Genomic DNA, 14904 nt, shown 5'->3' with positions numbered 1-14904 from the left:
GGTGACGTGCGGGCGATGCGCGGCCGATGTCCGAGACGCGGGACGGGTCACGGCGTGACCATGGGGGGATGACGACGACCGCCGTCCCCGTCACCGACGCGGACCTGACCGATGCCGCGCTGCGCCTCGCCGACCGGTGGGTGGCCGCGACCGCGGCCGGGCAGACCCGGGCCGAGCGCCGCACGACGGGCCGGCTCGCCGCGCTGGTCGCCGACCCGGCGGGCCTGGAGCTCGCGGTCCGCTTCGTCGACCGGGTCGCCCGTCCCGACGACCTGGGCGTCGCGGCGCGCGAGCTGGGTCACCTCGCGCGGTCGGCGTCGGCCGCGCGCGGCTTCCTGGGGCCGGCGGACCGCGCGCTGCTGCGGGTCGGCGCCGCGGTCGCGTCCGTGCTGCCCGGCGTGGTGGTGCCCGCGGCGCGGCTGCGGCTGCGCCAGCTCGTCGGGCATCTCGTGGCCGACGCCGGTCCGGGGCTGGGCCGGCACCTCGCGGCGGCGCGTGCCGAGGGGTTCCGGCTCAACCTCAACCTGCTGGGAGAGGCCGTGCTCGGGGAGGCGGAGGCCACCGCGCGCCTGGACCGGGTCGCCGCCCTCGTGCGCCGGCCCGACGTCGACTACGTGTCGGTCAAGGTGTCGGCGGTGGCCAGCCAGCTGTCCACGTGGGACACCGCGGGCAGCCGCGACCGGGTGGTCGAGCGGCTGCGGCCGCTGTACCGGACCGCGGCCGCGCACGGCACGTTCCTCAACCTGGACATGGAGGAGTACCGGGACCTGGAGCTGACGCTGGAGGTGTTCGAGCGGCTCGTCCTGGATCCCGAGCTGCTGGGCGCCGAGGCGGGCATCGTGCTGCAGGCGTACCTGCCCGACTCACTGCCCGCCCTGGACCGGGTGACCGACCTGGCCGCACGGCGCCGGGTCGCCGGGGGAGCGCGGATCAAGGTGCGGCTGGTCAAGGGCGCCAACCTCGCGATGGAGCGGGTGGAGGCCGAGCTGCACGGCTGGCCGCAGGCGCCGCTGCCGACCAAGGCGGACGTCGACGCGCACTACGTCCGGCTGCTCGACCGGGCGCTGCACCCCGACCGCACCCGCGACGTGCGGATCGGGGTCGCCAGCCACAACCTGTTCCACGTCGCCCTCGCGCACGGGCTCGCCGAGCGGCGGGGCGTCACCGAGGCGGTCGACGTCGAGATGCTCCAGGGCATGGCGCCCGCCCAGGCGCGCGCCGTGCGGGACACGGTCGGAGCGGTGCTGCTGTACACGCCGGTGGTCGCCCGGTCGGACTTCGACGTCGCGATCTCCTACCTCGTGCGGCGGCTGGAGGAGAACGCGGCGCCGCAGAACTACCTGCACGCGCTGTTCGCCCCCCAGCCCGCTGCGGGGCACGCCGCGGGCCTCGCCGGCCAGCGGCACGCGTTCCTGGCCTCGGTCCGTGACAGCGCGCTGCCCGCCCCGGCGCCCCGACGCACCGGTCGGCCGGCGCCCGCCGAGCCCGCGGCCGGGGCGCCGTTCGCCAACACCCCCGACACCGACCCGGCCGTGGCCGCCGCCCGGGCCTGGGCCGCCGACGTCGTCCGCCGGACCGTCGACGTCCCGGCCGCCGTGACCGTCCGGACCGCGGCCGACGTCGACGCCGCCGTCGACCGCGCCCTGGTGGTTGCCGACAGCTGGGCGCGCACCGACCCCGCGGACCGTGCGGCCCTGCTGCGGCGTGCCGCGCTGCGCCTGGAGGAGGCGCGCGGCGACCTCGTCGCGACGATGGTGCAGGAGGCCGGCAAGACGGTCGCCGAGGCCGACCCGGAGGTGAGCGAGGCGGTCGACTTCGCCCGCTACTACGCCGACCGCGCGGCCGAGCTCGCCGACGGCCGGGTGCCCGGCGCGCGCTTCCGGCCCGAGGGCCTGACCGTCGTCACGCCGCCGTGGAACTTCCCGGTCGCCATCCCGGTCGGGTCGGTGCTGTCCGCGGTCGCGGCGGGCTCACCGGTGCTGGCCAAGCCCGCGCCGCCGACGCCGCGCTGCCTGGCGGTCGCCGCAGGCGCGGTGCACCGCGCGATGGACGACCTCGGCGTGCCGCGCGACGTCCTGCAGGTGCTGCTCGCCCCCGAGGGCGACGTCGGGCGCCGCCTGGTCACCCACCCCGCGGTGACCCGGGTGCTGCTCACGGGGTCGATCGAGACCGCGCAGCTGTTCAGCAGCTGGCGGCGCGACCTGGACGTGCTCGCCGAGACCTCCGGCAAGAACGCCCTGGTCGTGACGCCGTCGGCGGACCTCGACCTCGCGGTGGGCGACGTGGTGCGCAGCGCCTTCGGGCACGCCGGCCAGAAGTGCTCGGCGGCGTCGCTGCTGATCCTGGTCGGCTCGACCGGGGCGTCGCGGCGGCTGGCGCACCAGCTGGTCGACGCCGTCCGCTCGCTGCGGACCGGGTGGCCGACCGACCTCGCGACGACCGTCGGTCCGCTCACCGAGCCGGCCGACGGCAAGCTGCTGCGCGCGCTGACCACGCTCGAGCCGGGGGAGCGGTGGGTGGTCCGGCCGCGCCGGCTCGACGACGACGGCCGGCTGTGGACGCCCGGGGTCAAGGACGGCGTCGCCCCCGGCTCGTGGTTCCACACCACCGAGGTGTTCGGCCCGGTCCTGGGGATCATGCGGGCCCGCACGCTGGACGAGGCGATCGACCTGCAGAACGCGGTCCCGTTCGGGCTGACCGGCGGTCTGCACTCGCTCGACGAGGACGAGATCGCGCACTGGCTGGACCGGGTCGAGGTCGGCAACGCCTACGTGAACCGCCACATCACCGGCGCCGTCGTGCAGCGTCAGCCGTTCGGCGGGTGGAAGGCGTCGGTCGTCGGTCCCGGCGCCAAGGCGGGCGGTCCGCACTACGTCGCGGGCCTGGGGCGGTGGTCCGACTCGCCCGACCTGCCCGCCGACGACGACGCCTGGCTCGCCTGGGCGGCGGCGGACGACGCGCGGTGGTGGGCCGGGCGGGCCGGGGTCGAGCACGACCCGAGCGGGCTCGCCGTGGAGTCCGACGTGCTGCGCTACCGGCCGGTGCCGCACCTGACGGTCCGGGTCGGCGCCGACGCGCGGGACCGGGACGTGGTCCGGGTGCTGTCCCTGGCGCGACGGGCCGGGGTCCCGGTCACGGTCAGCCGGCACGGCGAGGAGGACGACGACGCCTTCGCCGACCGGGTCCGGGCCGGGTCGGTGACGGGTCGGGTGCGGGTGGTGGGGACCGCCCCCGGGCTGCGCGCCGCGGCCCGCACCCGGGTGGGTGACGTCACCGTGCTCGACGGGCCGGTGCTCGCCGGCGCCGAGCGCGAGGGCCTGACGGTGGTCCGGGAGCAGGCTGTCAGCCGGACGCGGCACCGGTTCGGGCACCTGCCGCCGGGGGACGCGGGCGCACGGCGCTGATCCGGCCCGAGCCGCGTCCTACGGGGTGTTGCGGTACCAGATGCTCTCGGTGAGCGCCGTGGCGAAGAGGTTCCACGCGAGGTAGGGCAGCAGCACGACGCCGGCGGCGCGGTCGTGGCGGCCGACCGTCCTGATCAGCGACACCGTCGACGCGTCGAGGGCGACCGCCTCGGCGACGGCGAGCCCGGGACGCTGCGCCCGGAAGAACGCCCAGGTCCAGCCGGCGTTCAGCGCCAGGTTGGTGCCCAGCGTCGTCGTCACCTCTCGGCGCCGGCCGCGCGGTGCGCGGTTGAGGGCGCGGGTCGACGACCACGCGATGGCTCCGTACAGCGTCGTCCACACCACCGGGAACGCGGCCTGCGGCGGGTACCACGACGGCTTGGCCAGCGAGCGGAACCATCGGCTGTCGGCACGGACACCGGCCGAGCCCGCCACGGCGGCGGCGGTCACCGCGGCCCCCACGAGCACGGCGTTGCGGCGCCGGCGTCGACGCTCACGCGCGGTCCGGCGGGTACCGTCCGAGGTCGGTCGGACATCGAGTGCGAGATCCATGCGAGCACACGCTACGCCGCGACCGGGAGGTCGCCACCGGGTGCGCCGGGCCGGTGGGACACCCTCGCCGGGGGTCAGGCGGACTGCCGCACCACGAGCTCGGGGGCGAAGATGACCGGCTCGGTCGGGACCGTGGCGCCGGCGAGCTGGTCGACGAGCATCTCCCCGGCGCGGCGGGCCATCGCCACGACCGGGTTCGTCACCGTGGTCAGCGGCGGCTTGGTGGACTCGGCCACCCCCAGGTCGTCGTACCCGACGACGGCGACGTCGTCGGGCACGGCCAGGCCGCGCTCGGCGAGCACGCCCAGGGCACCCACCGCCATGAGGTCGGAGGCGGCGAACAGCGCGTCGATGTCGGGGTGGCGGTCCAGCAGCTCCGCGGCCGCCGCGGCGCCACCGGCGACCGTGAAGTCGCCGGTGACGACCGCGTCGTCGGGCAGGCCGACCTCGCGCAGCGCCTCGCGCCACCCGGCCAGCCGGTCCAGGCCGGCCGCCATGTCCTGCGGTCCGGCGAGGGTCGCGATCCGGCGGCGACCGAGCCGCACGAGGTGGTCGGTGGCGATCCGACCACCGAGCCGGTTGTCGAGGTCCACGTGGCGCACGTCCCGGTCACCCTCGAGCGGGCGGCCGACGAAGACGTGCGGCAGGCGGGAGTCGGCCAGGGCGCGGTCGAGGGAGTCGTCCTGGTGGTGGGAGACGACGATGGCGCCGTCCACGTGGCCGTTGCGCAGGTACCGGGTGGCGCGGGCGTTGTCACCGGGACGGACGATGAGCAGCACGAGCTGCAGCTCCGTGGCGGACAGCGCCGCGGACAGGCCGTTGAGGGTGCCGGCGAAGAACGGGTCCGTCAGGACCCGCTCGTCGGGCTCGGGCACCACGAGCGCCACCGAGTCGCTGCGGCGGGTCACCAGGGACCGGGCGGCACGGTTCGGGGTGAAGCCGAGCTGGGCGATCGCCGCCTCGACGGACGCCTGCGCCTCGGGGGAGACCCGCAGGCCCCCGTTGATGGCGCGCGACGCCGTGGACCGGGACACGCCCGCGAGCTCGGCGACCTCCTCCAGGGTCGGTGCGCCGGGGCGGCGGCGGGGCGGGGTGGTGACCGTGCTGTCGGCCATGGCCGCCACCTCCGGGTCGGGCGCCGGACCGGGTGTCCGCCGCTGCGTCGCGAGGATACCCAAGCGCCCCGGCCGGCTGGTGCGCCGGTCGCGTCCCGGACGGCGCCGGGCTCACGCCGACGCCCGCACCACCAGGTCGGGGCTGAGGATCACCGGGGAGACGCAGGGAGCGGACCCGGTGAGGCGGCTGACCAGCAGCTCGCCCGCGGCGCGCGCCATCGAGGCGACCGGGCTCGCCACGGTCGTCAGCGGGGGGGACGCCGAGGCGGCCAGGGCCGCGTTGTCGTACCCGACGACGGCCACGTCACCGGGCACGTCCAGGCCGGCGTCGGCCAGCACGCCCAGGGCGCCGACCGCCATCAGGTCGGACGCGACGAACACGGCGTCGAGGTCGCGGTGCCGGTCGAGCAGCTCGCGGGCGGCGCGGGCGCCGCCCCGGGTCGTGAAGTCCCCCGACGCGACCGCGTCGCGGGGCAGCCCCGCGTCGGCCAGCGCGTCGTGCCAGCCCCGCAGCCGGTCCACGCCGGCGGACATGTCCAACGGCCCGGTGACCGTCGCGATGCGTCGCCGCCCCGAGCGGATGAGGTGGTCGGTCGCGAGCCGGCCGCCCGCGACGTTGTCCACGTCGACGTACTCGGCCCGGGGACCGGACAGCGGGCGTCCGATGAAGACGCTCGGCAGACCGGACCGCTCCAGCTCGACCGCGAGCGCGTCGCCCCGGTGGTGGGAGACGACGACGGCGCCGTCGACGTGCCCGTTGCGCAGGTAGCGCAGCGTGCGGGTCGCGACCTCGGTCGGCCGGGCCAGCACGAGCACGAGCTGCAGGTCCGACGCGCTGAGCGCGGCGGTCAGCCCGCTGATGGTGCCGGCGAAGAACGGGTCGGACAGCACGCGCTCGTCCGGCTCCGGCACGACGAGCGCGATGGAGTCGGTGCGGCGGGTGACCAGCGAGCGTGCGGCCCGGTTGGGGGTGAACCCGAGCTCGGTGACCGCCGCGTCCACGGCCGCCCGGGTCGCGGCCGAGACCCGCGGCCCGCGGTTGATGGCGCGCGACGCGGTCGACCGGGACACGCCCGCGAGCCGCGCGACCTCGTCCAGGGTCGGGACCACGTGCTCGCGCCCGGCCGTCAGCGGGCGCGGGGCGGCACGGCGCCCGTCGTCGATCACCGTGCCGCCTCTCCAGGGTGCGCCGTCAGCCCAGCGCGGGCAGGGCGTTGGCGCCGGCGACGCCGGCGTACCAGCGCGCGCTGGCCTTCGGGGTGCGCTCGAGCGTGTCGTAGTCGACCCGGACGATGCCGAAGCGCTTGTGGTACCCCCAGGCCCACTCGTAGTTGTCCATGAGCGACCACGCGAAGTACCCACGCACGTCGACGCCCTGCTCGATCGCGGCGTGCACGGCCCGCAGGTGCAGGTCGAAGAACTCGCGGCGGTCGTCGTCCTGGACGAAGCCGGTCGCGTCCGGGACGTCGTCGTAGGCGGCGCCGTTCTCGGTGACGTACAGCGCGATCCCGGCGGGCCCGGTGTAGTCGCGCTGCAGGCGCAGCAGCAGCCGGGTCAGGCCCTCGGGCTGGACCTCCCAGTCCATCGACGTCACCGGCAGCCCGCGCGGGTGGTTGTGCACCCCGTCGGCCGCCGGGTACGGGCTCGACGTCGGTCGCTCGACGGGCGCGGCGCCGTCCCGGGCCCCCGGCGCGGGCCGGGCGCCGACGAGCTCGCCGTGGTAGTAGTTCACGCCGAGCGCGTCGATCGGGGTGGAGATGATCGCCAGGTCGCCGTCGCGCACGTGCTCGAGCAGGCCGTACTGGGCGACGTCCTCGAGCAGGTCCTCGGGGTAGGCGCCGCGGACGATCGGGTCGAGGAAGACGCGGTTGAACTGCGCGTCGATGCGCCGTGCGGCATCCACGTCGGCCGGGTCCTGCGGGTCGGCCGGGTCCGGGACGGTGAGGTTGAGCGTGATGCCCAGGTCCAGCCCGGCGTCGCGCGACCGCAGCTCGCGCACCGCGAGACCGTGCCCGAGCAGCAGGTGGTGCGCCGCGGCGAGCCCGTCCGGGCGGCTCTGCCGGCCCGGCGCGTGCACGCCCCCGGTGTAGCCCAGGAACGCCGAGCACCACGGCTCGTTCAGCGTCGTCCACACCCCGACCCGGTCGCCGAGCGCGTCGTGCACCGTGGCGGCGTACTCCGCGAACAGGTAGGCCGTGTCGCGGTTCGCCCACCCGCCGCGCTCCTCGAGCGCCTGCGGCAGGTCCCAGTGGTAGAGCGTCAGCCACGGCTTGATGCCGGCGCCGAGGAGCTCGTCGACCAGGCGCGAGTAGAAGTCGAGCCCCTGCGGGTTCACCGCACCGCCGTCGGGCCGGATCCGCGCCCACGAGGTGGAGAACCGGTACGAGCCGAGGTTCAGGCTCGTCATGAGCGCGACGTCGTCGCGGTAGCGGTCGTAGTGACCGCACGCGACCTCGCCGTCGTGGGCGTCCAGGACGGCGCCCGGCACCCGGGCGAACGTGTCCCAGATCGAGTCCGTGCGACCGTCGCGGTGCGCCGCGCCCTCGACCTGGTAGGCCGCGGTGGCCGCCCCCCACAGGAAGCCCTGCGGGAAGGTGAGCGCGCCGCCGTCGAGCCGGACGCCCGGGCCGGTGAGGAGGTCGCTGGTGGCTACGGTGCTGTTCATCCCTTGACTGCCCCTTGCATGATGCCGGTCACGAGCTGCCTGCCCGCGACGATGAACACCAGGACCAGCGGGATCGTCGAGGCGACGACGCCGGCCATGATGAGTGAGTAGTCCTTGAAGTACGACGCCTGCAGCAGCTGCAGCGCCACCGGCAGGGTCGGGTTCCCGGCGCCCAGGACGATGAACGGCCAGAAGAAGTTGGTCCAGGACCCGACGAACGTGAACAGCGCGAGCATCGCGGCTGCGGGCCGGGCGGCCGGCATCGCGACGTGCCAGAACGTGCGGATCATCGAGCACCCGTCCACGCGGGCCGCCTCGATCAGCTCGTACGGCAGCGCCTCCTCCAGGTACTGGGTCATCCAGAACACCCCGAAGGCGGTGACCATGCCGGGGATGATCACGGCGGCGAGCTTGCCGGTGAGGTCCAGCTCCGCCATCACGATGAACAGCGGCACGATGCCGAGCTGGGTCGGCACGGCCATCGTCGCGATCACGAACACCAGCAGCGGCCCGCGACCGCGGAAGCGCAGCTTGGAGAACGAGAACCCGGCGAGCGTGGAGAACACCACGACCGAGAACGCCGTCACGGTGGCGACCACGATGCTGTTCCACATGGCCGGCCAGAACTGGATGTCCGAGGCGATGACCCGGCCGATGTTGGTGAAGAGGTTGCCCTCCGGCAGCAGCGACGGGATCGGGTTCTGCGCGATCGTGATGGCGTCGGACGACGCGAGCAGGACGGCGTAGTACAGCGGGTAGGCCGAGATCAGCAGCACCGCGCCGAGCACGGCGTAGGTCACCCACCCGGGACGGCGGTTGGCGCCCCGGGCCAGGCCGCGGCGTCGGGCCGCGCTGCGCGCGGCGCCGGCCCCGGCGGTCTGCTGGATCATGGGGATCGAGGTCATCGCTTGCCTCCGCGAGTCGATCCGGACGACGAGATCCGGCGGGTGATGGCGAAGTTGATCAGCCCGATCACCACGATGATGAGGAAGAGGATCCAGGCGACGGCGGCGGCCCGGCCGAAGCTCTTCTGGGCGCCCCAGCCGAGCTCGTACAGGTACATCGTCACGGTCATCCACTGACGGTCGGAGCCGCCCTGGCCGAGCTGGTCGAACATGCGCGGCTCGTCGAAGATCTGCAGGCCGCCGATGGTCGCGGTGATGACGATGAAGATGATCGTCGGGCGCAGCATCGGGACGGTGATGGAGAAGAACTGCCGCAGCCTCGAGGCGCCGTCGATGACGGCGGCCTCGTACAGGTCGCGTGGCACCGCCTGCATCGCCGCGAGGAAGATCAGGGTGTTGTAGCCGGTCCAGCGGAAGTTGACCATCGAGGCGATCGCGACATGGCTGGACAGCGGGTCCGCGTGCCAGCGGATCGGGCCGAGGTCCACCGTCGCCAGGACCGCGTTGATCAGACCGGACTGGTCGGCGAAGAGCTTGGAGAAGATCAGCGAGACGGCCACGGGCGCGACCACGTAGGGCAGCAGCACGCCCATCCGCCAGAAGGTCCTCGCCCGCAGGTTGGCGTCCAGCACCGCGGCGATGCCGATCGCGGCCAGCACCTGGGGCACCGACGACAGCAGGAAGATGCTGAACGTGTTGCGCAGCGCGGTGAGGAACCGCGGCTGCTGCACGACGTCGACGAAGTTCTGCATCCCCACGAACGCGCCCTGGCCGCCGATCAGGTGCCAGTCGTGCACCGACACGTACGCGGTGTAGGCGAGCGGGAAGAGCCCGGTGACGGCGAATAGCAGGAAGAACGGGGAGATGTACAGGTAGGGGGAGAGCTTGACGTCCCAACGGCCCGCCCGCTGGCGGAACGCGATGCGGCGTGGCTCGCGGGGGACCTCCGGCGCCCGGCGGGGCTTCGGGGGGCTGATGACGGACATGCGACTCCCTGAGGGGGCGGACGAGCGACGGTGGTCGACCGGCGTGGCGCAGCGCAGGGCTGCGCCGGTGGAGCGGCCCGGCCGGTGAGGTCGTCCGGTGGGCGTACGGGGCGGCCGCGACCACCGGTGCCGGTTCCGGTGGGGTGCGGCCTGGTCCGCCGGCAGCAGGCGGCGGACGGGCGACCGGGTGGGCGCGTGCCCGCGCCCACCCGGTCTCACGCGTCGGCTCAGCTCAGGCCGAGGGACTCGTACGCGTCCAGCGCCTTCTCCCAGGACGACGCGGCGTCGTCGGTCTGGTCGACGTCCACGCGGGTCAGCGCGTCGGACACCGTGGTGTGGATCGGGAAGTAGTTCGGGCCCTTGAACGGCGTGGCGGTGATCGCCTCGGCGCGCTTGGCGAGGATCTCACCGGTCGGGGCGTTGTTGAAGAACTCCTCGGTGGTGCCGAGCAGCTCGGGGCTGTCCAGCGCCTCGACCTGGCTCGGGAAGGTGCCCTTGGACTGGAAGGCCTTGACCTGCTGCTCCGGCGCGGTCAGCCAGGCGGCGAGGGCCTTGGCCTCCTCGGGGTGCTCGGACTGGGCGGGGACGGTCAGGTACGACCCGCCCCAGTTGCCCCCGCCACCGGGGAACACGTCGGCGACGTCCCAGCCGGTCACGCCGGCCGCGTTGCCCTCGATGACACCGAGCATCCAGCCCGGGCACAGCTGCGTGGCGAAGGCGCCGCTCTGGAAGCCGGCGGCCCAGTCGTCGCTCCACTGCAGCAGGTGCGCGGACAGCTCGTCGTCGACCGAGGCGGTCAGGACGTCGCCGTAGATGTCCTTGACGGTGTCGTGGTCGATGCCGATGACGGTGCCGTCGTCCTCCTCGTAGGCGTTCTCGACCTGGTTGATCATGCCCTGGTAGGTCGCGCCGGCCGAGTCGAACCAGGCGGCGTCGGAGTTCGCCACGAACTGCTTGCCGACCTCGAAGTAGTGGTCCCAGTCCCCCTCGAGCAGCGCGGCGACCTCCTCGCGGTCGGTGGGCAGCCCGGCCGCCGCGAACAGGTCGGAGCGGTAGCAGACCGCCTCGGGGCCGATGTCGGTGCCGTAGCCGATCAGCGTGCCGTCCTCGGTCGTCGCGGCCGCGGTCTTCCACTCCAGCCAGCGGTCCTCGACCTCGGGGTCGGACAGGTCGACGAACATGTCGGAGTACTGCATGAGCTCGGAGAGCCAGTCCACCTCGACGGCCTCGATGTCGGAGAGCCCGGAGCCGGCCGCGAGGCGGGTGTTGAGGTTGTCGCGCGCCTCGTCGGAGGTCGCGGCCTTCTTGTGCTCCACGGTGATGTTCGGGTTGAGCTCCTCGTACTCGTCGAGCAGCTCCTCGTATCCGAACTCGTTGAACGTGGCGACGGTCAGGGTGATCTGCTCGTCCCCGCTGCCGCCGGTCGAGGAGCCCTCACCCGCGTCGGCCTCGGTGTCACCCCCGCCGCAGGCGGTGGCGAGGAGGGCGATGCCGGTGGCCCCGGCCATGAGCGCCCACGTCTTGCTCGTGGTCTTGCGCACTGTGACTCCCTTGTCAGTCGGACGGCGTCCTCGCCGTTACCCGGTGGTGTGTCGAGACCTGAGCAGGCACCCGACCGGGCCGCGAGGGCCCAGCAGGGAAGCGCTCCCACCCACAGGTGCGGGAGCGGTTCCACTGCGATGAGGAGATCGTGAGGGGTGGGCGACGAGGGTGTCAACCACCGGACCGGGTGGTAGCGCTACCACAGCGCGTCCGTGCAGGTCAGGGCCCTGCCGTGGCCAGAGTTGTTACGCGATCGTTACCGCTGGTGGTCCCGGGGAGGCCCGGACGCTGGCGCGCGTGGGGGCCGTTGCGCAGGCGGTCACGCCGGTCGGGTCAGTGCCCGGCGAGCCACCGCGCGCCGGCGTCCTGCTCGGCCTCCAGCGCCGACCGGACGGCGCCGGCGGCGGCGTTCTCGACGGCCGACGCGAACAGCGGGATCGACGCCTTCAGGTCGCCGTCGTAGGTCAGCGTCGCGGCCCCCGGGCCGTCGGCGGCCAGAGTCGCGGTGCCGGTCAGCCGCACCGGTACGCCGCTGATCTCCACGACCACGGTGCCGGCGCGCGGGGCGTCGCCCTCCGGGGCCTCCCAGGCCTCGACCTGCCGGACCTCGAGCGTCGAGCCGACGAAGGAGCGGGCCTGGGCCGGGATCTGGTCGGTCGGCAGCGACCGGCGGGTGGTGACGGTGAACGCACCGGCCGCGTCGCCGGTGACGTCCGCCTGCTCCACGGCCGCGCCGCTGGCCTCGACGCGCGCGCGGGCGTAGCCGGCGTCGGCCAGCATCGCGGCGACGGCGGACGGCTCGGCTGCGTAGCGCAGCTGCACCTGGACGTGCACGGTGGACCTCCTCCTCGGGCGGGGCCCGGTGGCCCGCGCCGGCGTTCTGCCGATCCGGGCGAGGCTATCGCCCGGCGCCCGTAGGCGCCCCCGGTCGGTATGGTCGCGCCGCGGCCGTCCCGCTCGGCCGTCCCGCTCGGCCGTCCCGCTCGGCCGTCCCGCTCGGCCGTCCCGCTCGGCCGTCCCGCTCGGCCGGGCGGGCTCGCGGCGGTGCGCTGTCTAGGCTGGCGGGCGTGTCCACGCTCAGCGACCTCGTCCACCGCCACGCCGATCTCGAGGCGGGCGACGTCGAGTGGCTGCACCTGCTGGTCGGCGACTGGCAGGTCGTGTCCGACCTCGCCTTCGCCGACCTCGTGCTGTGGCTGCCCACCCGTGCGGGCGACTTCGTGGCGATCGCGCAGTGCCGGCCCAGCACCGGGGCGACCGTCCACTACGACGACATCGTGGGCGCGAGCGCGCCCGAGGGGCAGCGGCCCCAGCTGGAGCGCGCGCTGACCGAGCTGCGGCCGCAGCGCTCGCGCGAGCCGCGCTGGTTCGGGTCCTACGCCGTGCGCGAGGAGGCCATGCCGGTGGTCCGCGACGGACGTGCCGTGGCCGTCGTCGCGCGTCAGACCAACCTCGGTGGGGCGCGCACGCCCAGCCGGCTGGAGCTGAACTACATCGAGGCCGCCGACGACCTCATGGGCATGGTCGGGCGCGGGGAGTTCCCGGTCGCGAACTCCGCGACCGGGTCACGCCGCGGTGCCCCGCGGGTCGGCGACGGGCTGATCCGGCTCAACTCCGAGGGCGAGGTGCTGTACGCGAGCCCGAACGCGTTGAGCTGCTTCCACCGGTTCGGGGTGATGGGCAGCCTGGTGGGCCGCTCGCTCATCGAGGTCACCACGGACTTCGTCGAGCACCAGTCCCCGGTCGACGAGTCGATGCCGCTGGTCATCATGGGCCGCGCGCCGTGGCGCACCGACCTCGAGGCGCACGGCGTGTGCCTGTCGCTGCGGGCGGTCCCGCTGACCGAGGACGGCCAGCGGCTGGGTGCCGTGCTGCTGTGCCGCGACGTGTCCGAGCTGCGCCGGCGCGAGCGCGAGCTCATCACCAAGGACGCGACGATCCGCGAGATCCACCACCGGGTCAAGAACAACCTGCAGACGGTCGCCGCGCTGCTGCGCCTGCAGGCGCGGCGCATGACGACGCCCGAGGCCAAGGACGCCCTCGAGGAGGCGATGCGGCGGGTCGCCACCATCGCGCTGGTGCACGAGACCCTCTCCCAGACCCTGGACGAGGCGGTGCCGTTCGACGACCTGATGGGCCGCAGCCTGCGGCTGACCGCCGACGTCGCCTCGGCCGGCGGCCAGGTGCGCACCCGCAGCACGGGTACGTTCGGGCTGGTGCCGGCGGAGGACGCCACCGCCCTGGCGCTCGTGCTGACCGAGCTCGTCACCAACGCCGTCGAGCACGGACTGGCGAGCACGGACGGCGGCACGGTGGAGATCATCGCCAGCCGGGACGGTCAGAGCCTGCGCGTCGTGGTCGCCGACGACGGCGTCGGGCTCACGCCGGGCAAGGGCGCGGGCAGCGGGCTCGGGACGCAGATCGTCTCCACCCTGGTGGCCAACGAGCTCGGCGGCTCCATCGAGTGGCTGCCGCGCGAGGGCGGTGGGACGCAGGTCGTGGTCGACGTCCGCCTGCGCACGCCGTGACGCGGGCGGCTCAGGTCCGCGGAGCAGCACGGAGCCCGGGCGACGTGGTCGCCCGGGCTCCGGTGCGTGGTGCCGGTGTGGTGGCCGGCGGGTCCGGTCGGACCGAGGTCAGCTCGCGCGGCGCTGACGGGCCGTGCGGCGCTTGAGCGCACGGCGCTCGTCCTCGGACAGACCGCCCCAGACGCCGGCGTCCTGACCGGACTCGAGCGCCCACTTCAGGCAGGTGTCGACGACGGGGCACCGGCGGCAGACCGCCTTCGCGTCGTCGATCTGCAGCAGCGCGGGACCCGTGTTGCCGATCGGGAAGAACAGCTCCGGGTCTTCGTCCAGGCACGCAGCGCGGTGGCGCCAATCCATGAGGGCTCCTAGGCACAGGTCGAGCCCGTCCCTCCCGGCGGGGGAGGGACAAGCGGCTCGGTTTGAGGGTTCGAACAAACTCCGAATAGGTTCACACCTGCCCGGCAGGCGCACAAGGGGTGACGGGCAGGTTTCGGGGTGGTGACGCCTGAGGTGTTCATCACACCTGTGACCTGTGGTTCTGCCCGATGACGCCGCTCGCTCACCGCGCGTACCGTCGGCTCGTGACTCCATCCGGCCGGTCCCGGCCTCGCGGCCCCGCTGCGCGCGGTCCTGTCCAGCCCGGCAACGCGGGGCCGGCACCCGCGGCTCCTCCCGCCTCGCCAGGGTCGACCGCCCCGGGCGGCGCGCGCCGGCGGCGCGGGCGCGCGGACGCACCGTCCGGCGACGCGCCCGCGGCCGCGCCCTCGTCCGGGCGCTCGCCCTCGTCCGCGCCGCCGTCCGCGCCGCGCCGGCGGCCGGCCGCCCTGGTCGCGGTCTGCGCGCTCGTCCTGGTCGAGGCGGGCGTCCTGGTCGGGCTGGCCGGTGCGTGGGTGCTCGAGCTCGTCCGGGGCACCGTCCAGCTGCCGGGCGCGACCGTCTTCCTCGCCCTGTTCGCGCTCGGGGTGGCCGGCGTGCTGGTGCTCGCCGTGCGCGGGCTGTGGCAGGGCCGCCGCTGGGCGCGGTCGCCGGTGATGACGTGGCAGGTGCTGCTCGTCGTCCTGGCGGTGAGCGGGTTCGGCGACGACCCGTCGCCGTGGGTCCTGGCCATGCTCGCGCTCGGTCTGCTGGTCGGGATCGGCCTCGTCCTGCCGCCGGTGGTGGCCGTGACCCTGGGGCGTCCCGACCGACGCTGAGCCGGCGAGGGCGC

The 14904-nt window shown here is 74.7% G+C and carries 12 protein-coding genes; 3 read left to right on the top strand and 9 right to left on the bottom strand.

The features are described from left to right. The first annotated feature begins 68 nt into the window (after nucleotides 1-68). A complete protein-coding gene (locus Q0840_RS02020) occupies nucleotides 69-3404 on the top strand; it encodes a bifunctional proline dehydrogenase/L-glutamate gamma-semialdehyde dehydrogenase (protein ID WP_298455601.1) in 3336 nt (1111 codons plus the stop codon). 18 nt (nucleotides 3405-3422) lie between these two features. Here the strand turns inward: Q0840_RS02020 and Q0840_RS02015 are convergent, their stop codons facing one another. The 8 genes from Q0840_RS02015 to Q0840_RS01980 form a co-directional block, all read right to left on the bottom strand. Further along, complete coding sequence (locus tag Q0840_RS02015) at nucleotides 3423-3956, bottom strand: TspO/MBR family protein (RefSeq protein WP_298455598.1); 534 nt, start codon at nucleotides 3954-3956, stop codon at nucleotides 3423-3425. A 74-nt stretch (nucleotides 3957-4030) separates the two neighbouring features. Beyond that, nucleotides 4031-5071, bottom strand: a complete 1041-nt coding sequence (locus tag Q0840_RS02010) for a LacI family DNA-binding transcriptional regulator (RefSeq protein WP_298455595.1) — start codon at nucleotides 5069-5071, stop codon at nucleotides 4031-4033. A gap of 111 nt (nucleotides 5072-5182) precedes the next feature. After that, complete coding sequence (locus Q0840_RS02005; protein WP_298456553.1) at nucleotides 5183-6235, bottom strand: LacI family DNA-binding transcriptional regulator; 1053 nt, start codon at nucleotides 6233-6235, stop codon at nucleotides 5183-5185. A 28-nt stretch (nucleotides 6236-6263) separates the two neighbouring features. Next, nucleotides 6264-7736 (bottom strand): GH1 family beta-glucosidase, encoded by a 1473-nt coding sequence (locus tag Q0840_RS02000; protein WP_298455592.1) that lies wholly within the window; start codon nucleotides 7734-7736, stop codon nucleotides 6264-6266. After that, nucleotides 7733-8641: a carbohydrate ABC transporter permease gene (locus Q0840_RS01995; protein ID WP_298455590.1), complete on the bottom strand. Its 909-nt coding sequence runs from the start codon at nucleotides 8639-8641 to the stop codon at nucleotides 7733-7735. The genes Q0840_RS02000 and Q0840_RS01995 overlap by 4 nt, the downstream gene beginning before the upstream one ends. Beyond that, nucleotides 8638-9627, bottom strand: coding sequence for a carbohydrate ABC transporter permease (locus Q0840_RS01990; protein WP_298455587.1), 990 nt, complete (start codon nucleotides 9625-9627; stop codon nucleotides 8638-8640). The genes Q0840_RS01995 and Q0840_RS01990 overlap by 4 nt, the downstream gene beginning before the upstream one ends. 227 nt (nucleotides 9628-9854) lie before the next feature. After that, entirely contained in the window at nucleotides 9855-11168 is a 1314-nt protein-coding gene (locus tag Q0840_RS01985) for an ABC transporter substrate-binding protein (RefSeq protein WP_298455585.1), read from the bottom strand. A 334-nt stretch (nucleotides 11169-11502) separates the two neighbouring features. Then, nucleotides 11503-12003: a DUF2505 domain-containing protein gene (locus Q0840_RS01980; RefSeq protein ID WP_298455584.1), complete on the bottom strand. Its 501-nt coding sequence runs from the start codon at nucleotides 12001-12003 to the stop codon at nucleotides 11503-11505. Between the two features lie 233 nt (nucleotides 12004-12236). On the opposite strand from Q0840_RS01980, the gene Q0840_RS01975 reads away from it, so the two are divergent. Continuing rightward, on the top strand, nucleotides 12237-13697 hold the full coding sequence (locus Q0840_RS01975; RefSeq protein WP_298455581.1) for a sensor histidine kinase: 1461 nt from the start codon (nucleotides 12237-12239) through the stop codon (nucleotides 13695-13697). 108 nt (nucleotides 13698-13805) lie between these two features. Here Q0840_RS01975 and Q0840_RS01970 read toward each other — a convergent pair whose 3' ends face one another. Next, nucleotides 13806-14054, bottom strand: coding sequence for a WhiB family transcriptional regulator (locus tag Q0840_RS01970; protein WP_146906877.1), 249 nt, complete (start codon nucleotides 14052-14054; stop codon nucleotides 13806-13808). Nucleotides 14055-14278: 224 nt separating this feature from the next. On the opposite strand from Q0840_RS01970, the gene Q0840_RS01965 reads away from it, so the two are divergent. Then, the gene (locus Q0840_RS01965) at nucleotides 14279-14890 is read left to right on the top strand and encodes a hypothetical protein (protein WP_298455572.1); all 612 of its coding nucleotides are present in this window, start codon (nucleotides 14279-14281) and stop codon (nucleotides 14888-14890) included. The last annotated feature ends 14 nt before the right edge of the window (nucleotides 14891-14904 follow it).

The organism is uncultured Cellulomonas sp. (genome assembly GCF_947494015.1).
In the GTDB taxonomy this organism is placed as follows: domain Bacteria; phylum Actinomycetota; class Actinomycetes; order Actinomycetales; family Cellulomonadaceae; genus Pengzhenrongella.
This window is presented reverse-complemented; position numbering and strand designations above follow the sequence as displayed.

Bases quoted from the DNA above. Each gene is read 5' to 3' on its own strand.
- Q0840_RS02020 (WP_298455601.1), top strand. From the start codon at position 69: ATGACGACGACCGCCGTCCCCGTCACCGACGCGGACCTGACCGATGCC.
- Q0840_RS02015 (WP_298455598.1), bottom strand. From the start codon at position 3,956: ATGGATCTCGCACTCGATGTCCGACCGACCTCGGACGGTACCCGCCGG.
- Q0840_RS02010 (WP_298455595.1), bottom strand. From the start codon at position 5,071: ATGGCCGACAGCACGGTCACCACCCCGCCCCGCCGCCGCCCCGGCGCA.
- Q0840_RS02000 (WP_298455592.1), bottom strand. From the start codon at position 7,736: ATGAACAGCACCGTAGCCACCAGCGACCTCCTCACCGGCCCGGGCGTC.
- Q0840_RS01995 (WP_298455590.1), bottom strand. From the start codon at position 8,641: ATGACCTCGATCCCCATGATCCAGCAGACCGCCGGGGCCGGCGCCGCG.
- Q0840_RS01990 (WP_298455587.1), bottom strand. From the start codon at position 9,627: ATGTCCGTCATCAGCCCCCCGAAGCCCCGCCGGGCGCCGGAGGTCCCC.
- Q0840_RS01970 (WP_146906877.1), bottom strand. From the start codon at position 14,054: ATGGATTGGCGCCACCGCGCTGCGTGCCTGGACGAAGACCCGGAGCTG.